The sequence below is a fragment of the Halanaerobium saccharolyticum genome, assembly GCF_004362045.1.
Taxonomy (GTDB): Bacteria; Bacillota; Halanaerobiia; order Halanaerobiales; family Halanaerobiaceae; genus Halanaerobium; species Halanaerobium saccharolyticum_C.
The window spans coordinates 225,464-242,152 of sequence record NZ_SNWX01000001.1; the positions used below are offsets into that span (position 1 = coordinate 225,464).

General features: G+C 33.3%; 16 protein-coding genes. 13 read left to right on the forward strand and 3 right to left on the reverse strand.

Annotated features, from left to right (window positions below):
* The first annotated feature begins 6 nt into the window (after positions 1 to 6).
* The 8 genes from DFR79_RS01025 to DFR79_RS01060 all read left to right on the forward strand — a co-directional run bounded on the left by DFR79_RS01025 (position 7) and on the right by DFR79_RS01060 (position 7,516).
* The gene (locus tag DFR79_RS01025) at positions 7 to 1,476 is read left to right on the forward strand and encodes a glutamate synthase subunit beta (protein WP_133513638.1); all 1,470 of its coding nucleotides are present in this window, start codon (positions 7 to 9) and stop codon (positions 1,474 to 1,476) included.
* 277 nt (positions 1,477 to 1,753) lie between these two features.
* A complete protein-coding gene (locus DFR79_RS01030) occupies positions 1,754 to 2,080 on the forward strand; it encodes a hypothetical protein (protein ID WP_133513639.1) in 327 nt (108 codons plus the stop codon).
* Positions 2,081 to 2,186: 106 nt separating this feature from the next.
* Positions 2,187 to 4,055: a YecA family protein gene (locus tag DFR79_RS16355; protein WP_279512856.1), complete on the forward strand. Its 1,869-nt coding sequence runs from the start codon at positions 2,187 to 2,189 to the stop codon at positions 4,053 to 4,055.
* Positions 4,056 to 4,075: 20 nt separating this feature from the next.
* Positions 4,076 to 4,417 carry a nucleotidyltransferase family protein gene (locus tag DFR79_RS01040; protein ID WP_133513640.1) on the forward strand — a complete coding sequence of 114 codons (342 nt, stop codon included), beginning with the start codon at positions 4,076 to 4,078 and terminating at the stop codon, positions 4,415 to 4,417.
* Positions 4,414 to 4,893, forward strand: coding sequence for a hypothetical protein (locus DFR79_RS01045; protein ID WP_208107470.1), 480 nt, complete (start codon positions 4,414 to 4,416; stop codon positions 4,891 to 4,893). The genes DFR79_RS01040 and DFR79_RS01045 overlap by 4 nt, the downstream gene beginning before the upstream one ends.
* A 90-nt stretch (positions 4,894 to 4,983) precedes the next feature.
* On the forward strand, positions 4,984 to 5,931 hold the full coding sequence (locus DFR79_RS01050) for a chemotaxis protein (RefSeq protein ID WP_133513641.1): 948 nt from the start codon (positions 4,984 to 4,986) through the stop codon (positions 5,929 to 5,931).
* 397 nt (positions 5,932 to 6,328) lie between these two features.
* On the forward strand, positions 6,329 to 7,192 hold the full coding sequence (locus DFR79_RS01055; protein WP_133513642.1) for a hypothetical protein: 864 nt from the start codon (positions 6,329 to 6,331) through the stop codon (positions 7,190 to 7,192).
* A gap of 129 nt (positions 7,193 to 7,321) precedes the next feature.
* Complete coding sequence (locus tag DFR79_RS01060) at positions 7,322 to 7,516, forward strand: hypothetical protein (protein WP_133513643.1); 195 nt, start codon at positions 7,322 to 7,324, stop codon at positions 7,514 to 7,516.
* Here the strand turns inward: DFR79_RS01060 and DFR79_RS01065 are convergent.
* Positions 7,495 to 9,249, reverse strand: coding sequence for an AAA family ATPase (locus DFR79_RS01065; protein ID WP_133513644.1), 1,755 nt, complete (start codon positions 9,247 to 9,249; stop codon positions 7,495 to 7,497). The genes DFR79_RS01060 and DFR79_RS01065 overlap by 22 nt on opposite strands.
* Before the next feature lie 282 nt (positions 9,250 to 9,531).
* On the opposite strand from DFR79_RS01065, the gene DFR79_RS01070 reads away from it, so the two are divergent.
* Positions 9,532 to 11,238 (forward strand): methyl-accepting chemotaxis protein, encoded by a 1,707-nt coding sequence (locus tag DFR79_RS01070; protein WP_166637928.1) that lies wholly within the window; start codon positions 9,532 to 9,534, stop codon positions 11,236 to 11,238.
* A gap of 95 nt (positions 11,239 to 11,333) precedes the next feature.
* Here the strand turns inward: DFR79_RS01070 and DFR79_RS01075 are convergent, their stop codons facing one another.
* Together DFR79_RS01075 and DFR79_RS01080 are read right to left on the reverse strand one after the other, a co-directional pair.
* Positions 11,334 to 12,401: a hypothetical protein gene (locus DFR79_RS01075; RefSeq protein WP_133513645.1), complete on the reverse strand. Its 1,068-nt coding sequence runs from the start codon at positions 12,399 to 12,401 to the stop codon at positions 11,334 to 11,336.
* Complete coding sequence (locus DFR79_RS01080; protein WP_133513646.1) at positions 12,398 to 13,606, reverse strand: hypothetical protein; 1,209 nt, start codon at positions 13,604 to 13,606, stop codon at positions 12,398 to 12,400. Before DFR79_RS01080 ends, DFR79_RS01075 begins: the two co-directional genes overlap by 4 nt.
* Before the next feature lie 156 nt (positions 13,607 to 13,762).
* Between DFR79_RS01080 and DFR79_RS01085 the strand changes: the two genes are divergently transcribed.
* The 4 genes from DFR79_RS01085 (at position 13,763) to flgK (ending at position 16,682) form a co-directional block, all read left to right on the forward strand.
* Complete coding sequence (locus tag DFR79_RS01085) at positions 13,763 to 13,930, forward strand: hypothetical protein (protein WP_166637929.1); 168 nt, start codon at positions 13,763 to 13,765, stop codon at positions 13,928 to 13,930.
* Between the two features lie 240 nt (positions 13,931 to 14,170).
* Positions 14,171 to 14,446 (forward strand): flagellar biosynthesis anti-sigma factor FlgM, encoded by a 276-nt coding sequence (gene flgM / locus DFR79_RS01090; protein ID WP_133513648.1) that lies wholly within the window; start codon positions 14,171 to 14,173, stop codon positions 14,444 to 14,446.
* A complete protein-coding gene (locus DFR79_RS01095; RefSeq protein WP_133513649.1) occupies positions 14,447 to 14,947 on the forward strand; it encodes a flagellar protein FlgN in 501 nt (166 codons plus the stop codon).
* A 13-nt stretch (positions 14,948 to 14,960) separates the two neighbouring features.
* Positions 14,961 to 16,682: a flagellar hook-associated protein FlgK gene (gene flgK / locus DFR79_RS01100; protein WP_243727675.1), complete on the forward strand. Its 1,722-nt coding sequence runs from the start codon at positions 14,961 to 14,963 to the stop codon at positions 16,680 to 16,682.
* Positions 16,683 to 16,689 lie beyond the last annotated feature (7 nt).

Below are 16,689 nucleotides of genomic sequence, written 5' to 3' on the forward strand. Positions count from 1 at the left end.
GATAAAATGGGTAAAGCAACTGGATTTATGGAATATCAGCGGGAAGTTCCCAGAGAACGCCCGCCAGAAGAGAGAGTCAAGGACTGGAAAGAATTTAAAAATAAATTTAGCGAGGAAGCTGCTAAAATTCAGGGAGCCCGCTGTATGGAATGTGGTATCCCCTTCTGTTACAGCGGACTGGAGATTGGTGGTATGGTCTCCGGCTGTCCGGTTAACAATTTGATTCCGGAGTGGAATGATTTAATCTATAAGGGTAAATGGAAAGAGGCGGTTAAAAGACTGCTTAAAACCAATAATTTCCCTGAGTTTACGGGCCGAGTCTGCCCTGCACCCTGTGAGGGATCATGTACACTGGGAATCACTGATCCGGCAGTTACAATTAAAGCTAATGAATATCAGATTATCGAAAAAGCATTTGCAGAAGGCTGGATTCAGCCTGAACCGCCGGAAGTTAGAACCGGAAAGTCAGCAGCTGTAGTTGGTTCTGGCCCGGCTGGACTGGCAGCAGCAGATCAGCTAAATAAGCTGGGACATCAAGTAACTGTTTATGAACGTCAGGATAGAATCGGTGGGCTTTTAGTCTACGGTATCCCCAATATGAAGCTGGATAAAGAAAAAGTGCTGCAGCGGCGTCTGGATATTATGGAGACTGAAGGAGTAGAATTTATTACCGAAACCGAAATTGGTAAAGATCTAAGTCTGGAAGAACTGAAGCAGAAATTTGATGCAGTTGTTCTGACAGGTGGTGCAACAAAACCGAGGGATCTTGAAGTTCCGGGTCGAGACGCAGCCGGAGTTCACTTTGCAGTTGATTATCTGAAGGCCAATACAAAGCATATCCTGGGAGATCAAAATGAGGACTATATATCTGCTGAAGATAAGGATGTAATTGTGATTGGTGGTGGTGATACCGGAACTGACTGTGTGGCAACTGCCATCAGACAGGGTGCCAGAACTGTTAATCAGTTTGAGATTATGCCTAAATCACCGGATGAGCGTCAGCCCGATAATCCGTGGCCGGAATGGCCCAAAACTCTAAAAGTCGATTATGGCCAGGAAGAAGCAATTGAAGTTTTTGGCTCTGATCCGAGAGAGTTTTTAATCATGACCGAGGAAATAATAACTGAAGAGATTGACGGTCAAAAAGTTATTGATGGAGTCAAAACAGTTAAAATCAACTGGGAAAGAAATGAAGATAACCGTTTTGTTCCAATCGAACAGCCGGGTACCGAAAAAATATGGCCTGCAGATCTGATCCTGATTGCAATGGGCTTTCTGGGACCGGAAGAAAATATCATTGAAGCTGCCGGTCTTGAACAGGATCAGCGCTCTAATGTCAAAGCAGATTACGGTGATTTTAAAACTAATGTTGAAGGAGTTTTCGCTGCTGGTGATATGAGAAGCGGCCAGAGCCTGATTGTTAATGCCATTGATGAAGGTAGAAAAGCGGCCCGAGAAGTGGATCTTTATCTCTAAAATGTGCACCTACCGTTTACTTGTCGATATATGTCGAAAAATAACGCTGGGAAATTAAACTATTAGTACCTGACACAAAATCGTGTTTTAGTACCTGGTACAGGTTCATTATGGTACAGGTTCATTAATTCACAAAGTTAAAATTTCTTTATTATCATCAGCTGCTGTGATATAATTTATTTAATAATTAAATTCGTTACAGCTTATTTATACAGCTAATAGATGGAGAAATCAAATGCCGCTCATGGAAACGATTAAGAGATAGGTGGTGTTAACTTTGGATCAGGAGCTTTTAGATGGTATCAGACAGATTGTAAGAGAAGAGATTTCTGGAGTTAAAGATGATGTGTCTTCTTTAAAGGCGGATATTTCAGAATTAAAATCTGATGTGGCAGAAATAGAAAGATTATTAGGCAAAAATAATCATTTGCTAAGAGTATTGCGCATTGAAACTGATACTAACGAAATAAAAATGAGCATTATAGACGGCAAAATAGATAATCTCATTGATAATCTGGAAAAACAGACTAAGCTTAAAGATGCGCTTAGAGATCATCACCACCAGATAGTTATTGAGACCGGAGAACCAGTATTTAATGACTAATCTAGACTTATTAAGCCACTATCCACCGCGGGTAGTGGCTTTTTGTTAGCTATATGATATAATAAAAATGAGATAAAAAAATACTAGATAACAGGGTGAATTGATAATGAAAGAATTTTTATTTACAAAAGAAGATTATGCAGGATTCTGTGAGAATAAGGAAAGCCTGGTTCAGCAGTGGGCCTACAAACAGCTGATTAAATTTTATCCAAATTCTGAGACTACATATAAGTACACCAAAAAATTTATTCAGCCAAAAATGATCAAAAAAATTGAGCGGATGAAATATCTTATCATGACTTACTTGCGAGAAAACTGGAAGCTAATCGATTCTGATTTCTTATTTGGACTGGTAGAAGGAAAAACTGAGATCAGTTTTGAGATGCAGGCACATATACTCAGAGCGCTGGCCCAGAAAGGAAAGCAGAAGAATAAAATTGTCAACCTTCTTTTGCAGATAGATGGACGGCAAACTAATGTTAACACTTTTTTAGTAGTAATTGAAGCTCTGGAAATTTTGCAGACAGATGAGGCATATGCTATGCTGAGATATTTTGATAAAGATTTAAGCTCCCCGTTTCCCTTTATGGAAAGCTATATGAACGCCCTCATTTCCTATAAAGATGAAAAAGATATTAATCTTATTTTAGAAACTCTGACGAAAAAACAGGAAAAATTTGATCAGGAAAAAGTAATATCTGAATTCAACACCTTATTTAAAGCAGAAGAGTTCAGCAATTTATTTATGAATTTCTGGCAGCAGCAGCCGCTGGAAGATTCGCTGGAAACTTTAAAATATTACTATCCTCAAAACAAGGGAGTAGAGCGGCTGAATTCCTTTTTGGGAGCAGAACTCTGCAGTTTACATCAGAATAATCAATATTTTGATTTTATTTTTCGACTGGCAGAAAAGATTATGGCAGAGTTAAATCAGCGCTATAATTTTTCAGAAAAACTGGAACTGGATAATTTTGACCTAGAATTTTTAAATAAAGAAAAAGAAAAGCTGCGGGAAGAGGATTACTGGCTGCTTTATCTTTTAAACTTTATTCTGGATAATAAAAAAACAATTCAGCAGCATTTTTCAGTCAGATTTTTTAGTTTAGAACTGGTGGTAATGTTATTAGTTGTTTTAGAGGATAATAATTATCAAAAAATGATTCGTAAATCAAAAGAGGATCAGGATTATCTCTGGCAGCAGATAACTCTGGACAGAGAAAATCTGCCAGCTGCTTTAGTTGAGCTATTTCTTGAGAGCGGAGATGTTTTTGAAGACAGGATAATCAAGCATTTAAAAAATAATAGATATGCAGCTTCAATAAGCCGGATGCTTGAATATTTGATTGAAATTAATTCAGTTAAGGCTGTGCCGACAATTATAGAGTTGGTAGACGAAAAACAGAGTGATCTTGTCTGTGAAGATGCTGTCAAAGCCCTGGAAAAGATTGATGGTTATTCTTTTGAAACTTTAACAGCAGGACTGGAAGCCGGTGATTCAACTACTCATATTTTTGTCAGCAGTGGTTTAGAACAGTTTGCTACCAATCAGGCAGCGGGAAAAACAATAGAATACTGGGAAAATGGAATTCTTGATTTTCATGAAATGTTTGTTTTGACTCTGCAGGAAATTGGAAGTAAGGTTGGTTATGATTATCTGGTCGTGGAAGAGATTCAAAATCTACCTGAATATTTATTAGAGACTCTAATAATTCTGGGCACAATCCACGGGGAAGAAAAAGATCGACTTGAAGTTTATAAAGCTGAATTAACAGACCAGAAAGCTGCCAGAAAAGATAATGGCCTGTTTGATTTTTTTAATCAGTCTGCAGGCGGAGATTTTAACTCAGCCGATGAAAATGACGAATATTCCCGCAATAATGAGGGGACAATCATCAGAACAGAGGAAAAAGTCGGGCGCAATGATCCCTGTCCCTGTGGTAGTGGTAAAAAGTATAAAAAATGTTGTGGAAGATAAAATAGAAGGCAGGTGAGATCATGAGTAAAAAATATCCACTTTTATTTAAGGACAGCAAAAAAGAGGAAAAGGCAGAGCGGAGACAGGAAGCCCTAAATAAGGCAAAAAAAGCAGCTAAAGTACTAAAAGAAAAATATAAGGCAGAAAAGGTAATACTCTTTGGCTCTGTTTTAGATGAAGATAGGTTTTACCTGCGTTCAGATGTAGATCTGGCTGTTTTTGGACTTAAAGATGAGCTGTTTTATAAAGCATATGCAGAAGTAATGAATATTATAAGTGGATTTGAAGTTGATCTCCTTGATTATAAAGAATGTAGAGAGTCCTTCAAAAAAGAAATTAAAGAGCGGGGTGTAGAATTATGACTAAAAAAGGTATTTTAACTTTTATTGCCAAGGTTGAAGATGAGCTGAATGAATTGGACCAGCTAAAAGATAGGATTCAAACAGTCTGGAAAGAATATAAAACAAATGGTGATGAATTTTACCTGGATAGTGTGGCTCTAAATTTACACGGTCTTTATTCAGGTTTTGAGAAAATATTTTTAGAAGTGGCAAGAGAAATAGATGAAAATATACCAGAAGGTTCGTCCTGGCACAAAGAACTCCTGGATCAAATGGCTTTAAATATCAAAAATTTAAGACCAGCTGTCATTTCTAAAGAGAGTAGAAACATACTTGATGAATACAGAGCATTTAGACATGTAGTTAGAAATGTTTATGCACACAAATATTCAGCTAAAAAAATTGCTATCTTACTGGAAAATTTTCCTGCTGACTACAAAAAGGTCAGAAGAGAAATTGTGAGTTTCCTTCAGTTTCTGGAAGCGGATGTAGAATAAACTTTATTTTTTAAGACAAAGACTGTTAAAATCAGTTAAATTATTATATACTAGGAATAATAACTAAAAAGAGAGAGTTTGAGGGGGCAAATGATGAAACAAAAACAGGATATCTTACTGGAAAGTGGGACCGGAGAATTAGAAATATTAAAATTTATTGTTGATGATAGTTCATATGCTATAAATGTCTTAAAGGTAAGAGAGATTTTACGAATTAAAAAAGGAGATATTAAAAAACTTCCCGAAAAGTCTGATGTGATACTGGGAATGACCAATATTCGCGGTGATGTAATAATGATCGTTAACTTAAGTTCCTATTTGAATTCAGAACTGATAGAAAACGATGGCGTAATCATGGCTATTCTGGCCGAGTTTAATGCTACCAAGATCCTATTTGCGGTTGACAATGTGGTTGGTATTGACCGTATTGGCTGGGATGATATTCAGCCACCTGATCGGATGATGGGAGAACTGGTTAATGGTGTTATCAGATCAGATGATAAAGATTTAATCAACTTTTTAAACTTTGAAAAGATTTTAGAAGACTTACAGCCCAAGCTGGGTAATAATGTAGATGTTAAACCGGAGGCTTCTGCTGATTTGAGAGCAAGAAGAAAGAATAAGACTCTGGCTTTAGCAGATGATTCGCCAACAACTAGAAATATGATTAAGGATACCTTGGTGGAAGCAGGTTATCAGGATTTTAAAATTTTCAGTGATGGCAGACAGCTTTTAGATCATCTTTTAGAAATCAAGGAAAAATATCCAGAGGACAGTGTTTTAGACCATGTCCAGGGTATTATTACTGATATTGAGATGCCCAATATGGATGGTCATACTCTAATAAGAAAGATTCATGAGGACCGCTATTTGAGAAAGCTGCCGACAGTTATCTTTTCTTCTTTAATTAGTGAAGATCTGCTGCACAAAGGTAAGGAAGTTGGAGCAGATGCTCAGATAACTAAACCAGAACTGGATAAACTTGTAGGAGTAGTTGATCAGCTGGTTAAGGCTGTGAAGCCGATAGCCGATTATTAATAAAAGCTATAAAATTAAACTTCAAATAAAACTATAGAAATAACTAAAATTCAAAAAAGGCTTAAATCAGGCTACCTGTTGTATGAGACTTCCTTTCTCGTCGGCAGTTCAGAACATCGTGTTCTTCAGCCTGGTTTAAGCCTTTTTCTCATTAAGTTATTTTAGCTAACTTTTCTAAGGCGTTTAACTTTATAGCTTTTATTTGGTGGATGACACTAATTTAGCTTTTATCTTTATCAAGTTATTTTAACAAAAAATATTAAGTCACTCTATTTCTTATTCTTTTATTATGGGTAGTTTATATTTTTTTATTCACTAAATAATTATTTTACTTTATTTCCAAATTATTCTATGATATACTTTTAATAGTATAAATATTAGAAAAGGAGGAAATTTAATGCAGGAGTTTGATGTGACGGCTCACAACTATGATTTTGTGTTTAAAGACTCTTTTAATCTCTTTAAGAATGACATTGCTGATTTTTTAAAGGTCGAGTTGCCTGGAATTGCCTCTTATCTGGAAACTGAATTTGCTGAGATCGAAACCAGTGCAGAACGAATGGATTTGAATTTTAAACTGGAAGATGGTTCAATTTTGCATTTAGAAGAAGAGGTAGAGGTTTCTGTTGATGATCTGATTCGTTTTGCTTCCTATGACTTAAAGTTGTATAATAGATATAGAGATAATATTCGGACTATAATTTTATGTATTAAGGGTTATCCAGCTTCAGAGGCAACTTTTGATGCCGGGAGCTTAGGTTACAATACAATTGTTGTTAATATGTCTGATAAAGATGGAAAAGCAAAGATGAAAGAATTAAAAGAAAAAATAGAAAAGAAGGAAAAGATAAATTATCTTGACTTAATATTTCTTCCGCTGATGAATAGTGATCAGGATCTGGTAAAAAGGGTTAAAGAAACTATTGAGCTGGAAGATAAGCTGGATGCCGATCAAAATTTTAAGAATAATTTGGCTGCATTAACTATAGTGCTATGTGACAAATTTTTAAGCAGTGAAAATATGATAGAACTATGGAGGGATCGCAAAATGGTTAAATTTTTTAAATATGTAGAAGAGCAGGGTAAGAATGACGAAGCAAGAATGCTTATGATCAGACAAATTAAGGCAAAATTTGGTAACCCCGATAATGAAATTATTGATTTGATTAATAAGGCTGAGCTGAGTAAAATTGAAGATTTAAGCGAAAAAATTATAACTGCAGATTCAAAAGAAGAAATAATAGATTTTTTGAAGCACTAATTGAAAGCTGTATAGAATAAACAAAACCGGCCGGGCTAAATCTCAGCCGGTTTTTGAGCTTTGTCCGACATTAATTGTTATTTATCAAATTGATAAATATATTTCTTTATTTCTAAGTTATTTGTAGATATGTCTAAAAAAGACGGTAAAAAGAAACTGGAAGAAATAAAAAAAATAACTTTTGTATTGAGTGATAAATTTTTAAATGATCAGAAATCTCAGAAATATGGAGGAATTACAAGATGGTTAGAATATTTAAGTATGCAGAAAGCAAGGAGAGAAAAAGCTTTTATTATATTAAGTTATTTAATTTCCTCAACATAAACAGCCTCATTACAGGCAAAAATAACAATCCATTTCTTTAAGTTTTTAATTTCATTAAATTCTTCTGCAGTTGAATATTTAAGTAATTGAGTTCTGGCTGCAGCTGCTGATTTTTTAAGTAGTTTATCGCCGCTTTTTTTATAATCATTATTTTTAATATATTTCAGTTCTATAAGTGCTTCGTATTTTACCTCATCCATTCTTTTAAAAAGTGCTATATCTAAATAGCCATTTTCTACTTCATACTCACTTTTTACATTATATATTTCAGGCAGCATCAGATAGGAAAGCATCAATATCTTGATATATTTTTCATCGAATTTAATAAAATCTCGATTAGAAAGTTTGCTTAGAATTGTTTCTATGATTTCAATAAATGCTTTAATTTCTCCTTTTTTAGCAATCTGGATGATGCTCTTTTTAATTTTTAAGTTGTCTACTTCAAAATTGCTGGCTCGAGAAACAATTTCCGCAAAATAATCAAAATAGATTTCCTTAACTGCATAATTTGGAATTTCAAACTGGGTTAAATTAAATTCATGATTGCTGATTGTTAAAAAGCCGAGATAGAAGAGCAGTGAAATGAAATCTTCTCTATTAAATCTGGAATTCAAGTTAAACTCCCTGCTAATTTTTGCTTCCTGGATTTCTTCTTTTAAAATACTCTTTAAGACTTCAAAATTATTTTCCTTATTTTTAAGTAAAAATAGATGTTCCAGTTTAAAATAGTCGCTGGATATATTTTTATCAACTAATTCCAGGGGTTCTTTAGAATTACGAAGAAAAGAATTGAAGTAATAGAGAATCATGTCACTATTAAATACTTTATTTTCTGCTTCAGGACTAAAAGAATATCCATTATAATAATCTTTTAATTTTTTAATTATTTCCTTCTTGTTGAAAGTTGTATACCTGGCATGACTTTCTTTAAACTTCTGCTTGAAGCTGATAACTTTTTCATCTGAACTTTCAGTAGTGATTTGGTCAATAATTGCACATACTTCTTTAATTGTGAATCCTAAAAGCTGGTTTAAATTAGGATCTGTAGTTAAATCAGAGGCAATATTAAAGCCGCTGGTCATACTATCTAAAGCAATAGGGGTCACACCGGTGGCAAAAATACGCTCAATAATTCCAGATGTTGTTTTTTTCTTCAACACCTCGAAAAATTTACGGACAAAATCACCTTTGCTAAAAACATTATTGAATTCATTAGTTTCAAAACTCAAAAGTTCATTGGCAAAGTGATCATATTCATCAATGAGAACATAAACATTATTGTTGCTCTGGTCTTCCAATTTAGTTAAAAAGTTCTGTAGATAGCTTTGAGCTGTATTAGTTTCTCTAAATTTAAAATCCAAATTATATTTATCCATAAAACTGTTGATAGTAACTTTAATTTCATTGAAAAAATCTTCTTCCAGATTATTCTTTCTTTCAATTCCGGAAAAATCAAATTTTAAAATATAATAGCTGCTGGCAAGGTTAGTTTTGTTTTTACCGATATATAAATCAGAAAAGAGATCATTAAACTGATCCTTATAAGCAAGATCATAATAGTGTTCCAGCGTTGAAAGCCAGAGGGTTTTGCCAAAACGGCGGGGGCGGAGAAAAAAGATATATCTTTCACCATAGCTTTCTAAAAGCTCTATATACTGAGTTTTATCGACATACAGATAGTTATTTTTTCTAATTTCAGCAAAGTTACTGAGACCGTAAGGGAGTTTAAGCATGATATTGCTCCTTCCTGATTAATTACTAATTATATTATAATACATTTGTTTGTTTAAAACAACAAATTCAATCATTTATTTTCTATTATTTGTATATTTATAAGTTTGATCAATTCTAAGTAAAGACATCAACTTTGAATGCGAATAGAAGCAAATTTCTTTTTAATGTCAATTTTAGCCCATTTCGAGCTTATCCAGCACTTTACTTTTTTCCTAATTATACGATAATTGTTATCAATAAGAAAATAAGAATATAAATTAGATTATAAGGAGAAAAAGAAAATGAAAATTAATAAAATATCAATCAAGTATAAAATTTTACTGCTGGTAAGTATCGGGATTATTCTGCTGACAGGTGGAATAATCTATAGAATTCAGGGAGTTGCTTCCAAAGAAGCAAATGAGGCGGCAGTTGTTAAAGCAGTTTCGGATTTAGAGCTGGGATATGAGATTATCGATTCCAAATTTCCTGGACAGTGGAGGTTGAGGGGAGAGCAATTGTATAAGGGAGAGACTCTGATTAATAATAACAATCAAATTGTTGATTTGATTGGAAAACTTTCTCAGGGAAATATTGTGACAATCTTTGCTGGCGAAAAGAGAGTTGCCACTAATGTGCAGGAAAATGGAAATAGAGCAGTAGGCACTCCAGTTTCAGCTGAGGTTAAAGAAAAAGTTTTTAAAGGACAACGCTTTACTGGAGCCGCAAATGTACTGGGGAAAAGTTATCAGACAGCATATATGCCTTTAAGAAATGATAACGATCAAATTGTCGGAATCTGGTCTTTAGGAACCTCGACAGACTTTGTGGAATCAATGAAGTCCGGAATTACTTATTCTACAGGAATCTTTGCTTTGATAGCTGGTTTTATATTTCTGGCGGTGGTTTTTGTTTTTGTCCTTAAAATGACAGAGCCGCTAAAAGATCTAAGCATTTATGCTGAGGAAATTGCAGCAGGAAATTTAACTTTTGAAATTAAAAGCGATTACCTTAAAAAAGAAGATGAAATTGGAGTTTTAGCTACTTCATTTAAAAAGATGAGAGACAACTTAAAAAGTCTGATTGGAAATATTGATGACAGTATTGATGAACTGAGTGAGTCAAGTCAGGAGTTAACTGCTACCGGAGAAGAATTATCAGCGTCTGCAGAGGAAGTGGGTAATTCTATTCAGCAGATTGCATCAGGTGCAGAAGAACAGTCGGCTCAGGTGGAGGAAGTCTATTCTATTTTTGAAAGGCTGGTAGAAAATATTGGTCAGGTCAGCCATAATTCTGATTTGATGGCCGGACAGTCAAAAGAGGTTATGGAGAATATTAAAAAAGGAGATAGTTCTTTAAAGAGCTCGGAAAATAGTTTTAAAGAAGTAAATGACAATATTAGAGAGACCTCTGAGCTGATTAATTCACTGGGAGAGTCTTCGGAAGAAATTGGAGAGATTATTAATCTAATTGACAATATAGCAGCTCAGACAAATTTGCTGGCTTTAAATGCAGCAATTGAAGCAGCCCGAGCCGGTGATGCAGGAAGAGGATTTTCAGTTGTTGCTGATGAAATTAGGGAGCTGGCAGAACAGTCGGCAGCTTCTACAAAAAGTATTGCTAATTTGATTGCCTCTATTCAAAAAGGAATTAATCAGACTGTAAATAAAATGAAGGAAAATGAACTAAAAGTAGAAGAAAGTGTAGTTAACATTAATAATACTGCTGATTTATTTGCCGAAATTACTGAGACTTCTAAAAATCTGGATCAGCTGGTCCATGAGATTGATCAGATGACCAGAGAAATGAATACTGACAGCAAAGGAGCAAAAAATTCTGTTAAAGAAATTGCTGTAGTCAGTGAAGAAGCTGCCTATAATGCAGAAGGTGTTGCTTCTGCAAGTGAGGAGCAGTCTAAGTCAACCAAAATAATTGCCGGAGCCTCAGAGGATTTAACTGAACTGGCAAAGAATCTTGCGACATTAATTAAGAAGTTTAGAGTTAAATAAGTGAGAAGAATTAAAGTATCAGGATTCTTAATCAGCTTAAGTTTCCTGATACTTCTTTAGTGTAAAAGATTAAAAAAGTGAGAAGGATGAGGTTTTTACTGATTATTGAGATTTAAACTTAATTGATGTTTTTTAACAGCTTCATCTTCTCTTTTTATTTCTACTTTTAGAAATTCTTTTCTAAGATCGGTAATAGTATTTCTATCTTTTATATCTAAACTATATCCGTCATTAATACTTTTATAATTGAAATTTTCAATATTTTGATCTAAAATAGAAATTATTTTGTTGAGATAAATTCTAGCTTTATTCCGGATAAATCTTTTAGTTTCAGCATTGTTCCAGTTGTTCCAGATTTTAATCACATTTTCAAGAATATCTGTTTCTATATCTAAAATCACTTCTTCATTATTATCCGAATAATCAAGCTGTCCAAGGAAAACACCAAAATTGCTTTTTAGTCTTTTATAAAATACAATTTCCCCATATTCATCAGTTTCACCGGAACTATCAAGAGGTATTAAATAAAGTGGGGTAAGAGTGGTATTTTTTTCTAGGTTCATTACTCTAACTTTGTCTTTAAAATTCATATCAGATAATGAATTGTCTGGATCTATAAAATTAAGGAAAAGGTTATTATCTTCTTCCGAAAAATATGATGTTGAAGGCAGATTTGTTTTTTCATTAAACAATGAACCTAAATCTTTGCTTAATTCTATTATTGTCTCAGAGAATTCAGAAAGATAATCACTTTTAACAAAATTATAATTTAAGAGACCATAAAAATTTTCAGCCTCAATACCAAAACTTTCTGAAATTAAATCTGCATTGTATATTAAAAAAGAAGTGGCCTGTTTTGTAGATCTAGTATTATTATTATCAAGATTAAAACACTGATTTTTACATTCGATAATAAGAAAATTTTTCTTATTTTTATTTATAAATATTACTTCAGGTTTTGGGTTATCTATAAATTGAATATTATTTTGATTTAAAACATTTATATGACGGGGAGGTAAGGTCATTTCTGGTTCAATAACAAGTATATCATACCCTTTATTATTAAAATATGGGTTTATCCAGCTTTCTCTCCCTTTTAAAGACATCCAGATTAATAAATTTAACTGCATCAAAGGATTTTTTTCTAAAGAAATATTGATCATGACTTTAAGCCTCCTTCAAGAAAGCTCTTTTCGAGAAATTTATCATAAGATTCATCCCCAATATATACGTCAAAGTTAGGTTCTAAAAAGGTTTGAATATTGGTGATAAACCTATTTATTGTATTGCCACAGACTCCTTCTGGTAAAATCAAAACAAATAAATCGGGAGTTAGTTCCAGAAAAACTTCTTTCCAGAGGTGAAGATCTAAACCATAAACATGATATTTTTTCTCAGAAATTTTTAGCGGTTCACCCCAGAGTCTAAAATTTTTATTTCTTTGCTGGAAGATTTTATAAATAAAGTTTTTGAAGATAGTTAAATCCAGACTTTTTTCAAATTCAATAATTACTGGACTGCCTTTTATTGTATAACCACTGCTTTGGAAGTTGTGTTTTTCCTGTTTTAACCATGATTTTTCTTCTAATAATTTATTTAAATAACTGTAATTATCGAGAAGGAATTTTATATTGTGGTGTAAATCAATAAAGCTCCTGCTGCGGTTAGTTATCTTTCCATTATTATATAAGTCAATTCCTCCACCACTTTTTGCAGGAATTCTGAGCATAGATATTGAATTTGCTGCCGGCCAATATTTCATTTTTCTCAATTCAGGTAGTATTTTATTTAGATTATTTATACTTTCACTTAAATTAAAATCTTTATGAGTTTCAATATTTTTTAAATCCTCAATTAGTTCTTCGGGCGTATCTTCGCTTATGAAATTTTTGTTTATATTTGTTTTTAATTCACTGTCATATTTCATTTTTAGTTTGACATAGCGATAATCATTAAAATTATTTTTGATATAAGTATAGAAATTATAATAGAATGAATCCGCCAGCCATAAAGTATCAAGAAGAGGAGAATTTTGAATAACTTTCATCAATTTATTTTCAATAATTTCGGTAGTTCTTGTTGAGTAAAAAATAAAATATCTATCACTAAAGCTTTCAATCCAGGCTGCTGGTTTATCATCTTCCTGATCGTCATCAATTTCTATAATATCACCTTGTAATTCAGATGAGTTATAATGATTATTGATTTCGTCAAAAAAATCTTTCTTCTTATTAACACAGGAAGTTTCTACAATGTATGATTTAAGCAGAGGAGATCTAGTTTTATGACAGTCTAATTCGTCTTTTTTTTCGGCAGAATGCTTATTAAAATAACTGAATAATTCTTCTCTGGATTTATAGTAACTCATGTTTATCTCCCCTTTCGTAAATTGCTACTTTAATTATAATACATTTGTTTGTTAAAAACAACTATTAAGATGAAAAAATTTCCAAATTAATTTACAAAAAAATAATTATATGATAAACTATTAATAGTAAAAGAAATTATGAAGGGAGAGATTTTTATGGCTACCTCATCTATATTCTCTCATCTAGAGATAAACTCTGATGAAAAGATGGATATTTTGATTAATGAACTCTCTAAAGAGGAAAGAAATATCAAGAAACCCCAAAAAAGAAATATTGACCAATATCTAGAAAAGGGTAAAGAAATATTAGAAGAAATCCATTAGGGTAATGATATTATTGCAATAATATCATTATCCTTTTTTAATTAGCCATCAAAATTTTTCTAATTCAAAATAAAATGCAAAAAGTTAAATTAAGCTAAAAACAAGAGTAAAAATTACATAATCATTTCTAATCACTGTAGAACACCTAAAATGCCCTTAAATCAAGTTTAAGAATTCCACCACTCTGACGATATTAGTAGCAGAAGATAAAAATGAATTACCTTTTAGGAGGGAGCAGCCATGAAAATTGATAACATTCAAGCAGGAAAAATAAATCAATATTATAAACAGATGCAGCAGAAGCAGACTGAGAAAAAGCAGACTAAAGATGACACTACCCAAATTTCTGCTAAAGCTAAAGAAATCATGACTGCTAGAGCTGAACTCAAAAAGATACCTCAGATTAGAGAAGAAAAAGTTGCAGAACTTAAAGAAAAAGTTCAATCCGGTAACTACCAGGTTGACAGTAAAAAGTTAGCTGCAAAAATTCTAAATAATGTTGAGCAGGTGTATTAAATGTCAGAGAAGCTAAAAAAGGATTTAGTAAGTATTTTAAAGGAAGAGAAGGCTCTCTATCAAAAACTTTTTGAGATTGCAGAAGAGAAAAATGAAGCTTTAGTAAATAACGATACAGATAGATTAATGGAAATAGTAGAAAATGATAGAGAAGTAATTGCAGATATAGAAACAAAAGATAAAGAAAGAAATGATAAAATTCAGGAGATCAAAGAAGAATTTGAAATTGAATTGGAAAAAGATTCTTACAGCAGCTTAATCGAAAAACTGCCTGAAGGCTGGGGAGAAGATTTGAATCCCATTCGAGAAGAACTGATAGAATTGACTGATGAATCTCATGAGTTAAATGAACAGAATCAAAAACTTCTCGAGCAGGCCATAGAGTTAAATCAAATTTCATTTGAAACAATAGTAAAGAGCATTAAAGAACAGGATACTACTTATTCTAAAGATGCAAAATTGAAGAAAGAACAGCCGAGAATTATAAATAAACAGGGCTAAAGGTGGGAAGATAATGAATATATTCAGCGGCCTGCATGTCGGGTTAAGAGCACTGGAAACACAGCGCAAATCACTCGATGTAACAGGACATAACATAGCAAATGCAAATAATGAAGATTATAATAAACAGCGAGCAGTACATAAGGCTTCTTACCCTTATACAGCTCCCGGGCTTTCCAATCATGGAGGAGCCGGACAGTTTGGTACAGGTGTTGAAATTGCAGAGGTTGAGAGGGTTAAGGATCAGTTTATAAACTCTCAGATTTTTAATGAAACTCAGACTTCCGGGTACTGGGAAGAAATGCAGCGGGGATTAGAGAAGGTAGAATATATTCTAAATGAACCTTCTGATTCGGGAATTGACAGTGCTATCAATCAATTCTGGAACTCACTTCAGGATTTAAGTAATAACCCCAGTGATGATGCAGCCCGGAATATGGTAAGAGAAAATGCCAGAAATGTAATTGACTCTTTCCAGAGTGTAAATAATCAGCTGACAGATTATAAGAAGAGTATTAATGAGAATCTTTCTAATGCAGCAGCAGATATTAATAACATTACTAAAAAAATGGCTGATTTAAATAAACAGATTGTTTCTATTAAGGGCAGTGGACAGAATCCCAATGATTTACTGGATCAGAGAGATGCCCTTTATAAAGATTTAAGTAAATTGATTAATGTACAGTCCAGACAGGATGCTCAGGGTAACCTGATTGTTTCAACTCAGGGGATGCAGCTGGTTAATGGATCAGATGCTTATGAGCTAGCAGCTAAGGGTAATACTGATGATAACAGTATTCCGAGGATGGAAGATAAGCTAATCCACACCCGGACTGGAACTGAAATCAAACCTACAAATGGTAAAATAGCAGCCTGGATGGATATGCGAGATGAGAAGTTAGACTTTTATGCAGGCAGGCTTAATGAGATGGCCAAAACTATGGTGACTGAGTTTAATAAGCAGCATCAGGCTGGTTATGACGCTAATGGTGTTGATGGTGAAAATTTCTTTAAGCCAATTGACAGTTCCAGTGAACAGAGCGCAATTGCTCAGTTAGATCTGACAGCGGCTATCAAGGATTTAGAAAATGGACTCAGTAAAATAGCAGCTGGAAATAAAAATATTGATACTTTTGTTGAACTTGATACTCTTGGAAATAACTTAAGCGGTAATTATCAGGTTGAAGTAACCGATGCTGGTGGGGGCCAATTTGACTTAACTATTAATGATTCTGATGGAAATAAGGCTTATCCTCCAGATCCTGATTCATCAGTAACAGTTAATCCTGGTGACAATGTTGAATTAAATGTTGACGTAAATGGTGATATAACAGCAGATATTACAGCTGGGATTAATACTGGTGACTTTACCTTAACAGTTAATGATACAGGCAAAAGAAATATCAGTCTGGATAAAGCAATTGGTAATGGTGAAAATGCAAATGCACTTGCTAATTTATTTAATAGTGATGAAGTTATAGAAGGTGCTTCTCTTGAAGGCTATTTTAGAACAATTGTAACTTCTGTTGGGGCTGAATCATCAAGATCTCAGCAGATGAAAAATAATCAGGATGTAGTTTTAAAACAACTGCAGACTCTTGATCGAAGTATTTCTGGAGTTTCGCTTGATGAAGAAATGGCTAAATTAATTAAATATCAGCAGTCATATGCAGCAGCAGCAAAATATATTAATAAAATTGAAGAATTACTTGACAGCTTAATGACAATAGTATAAATAACAG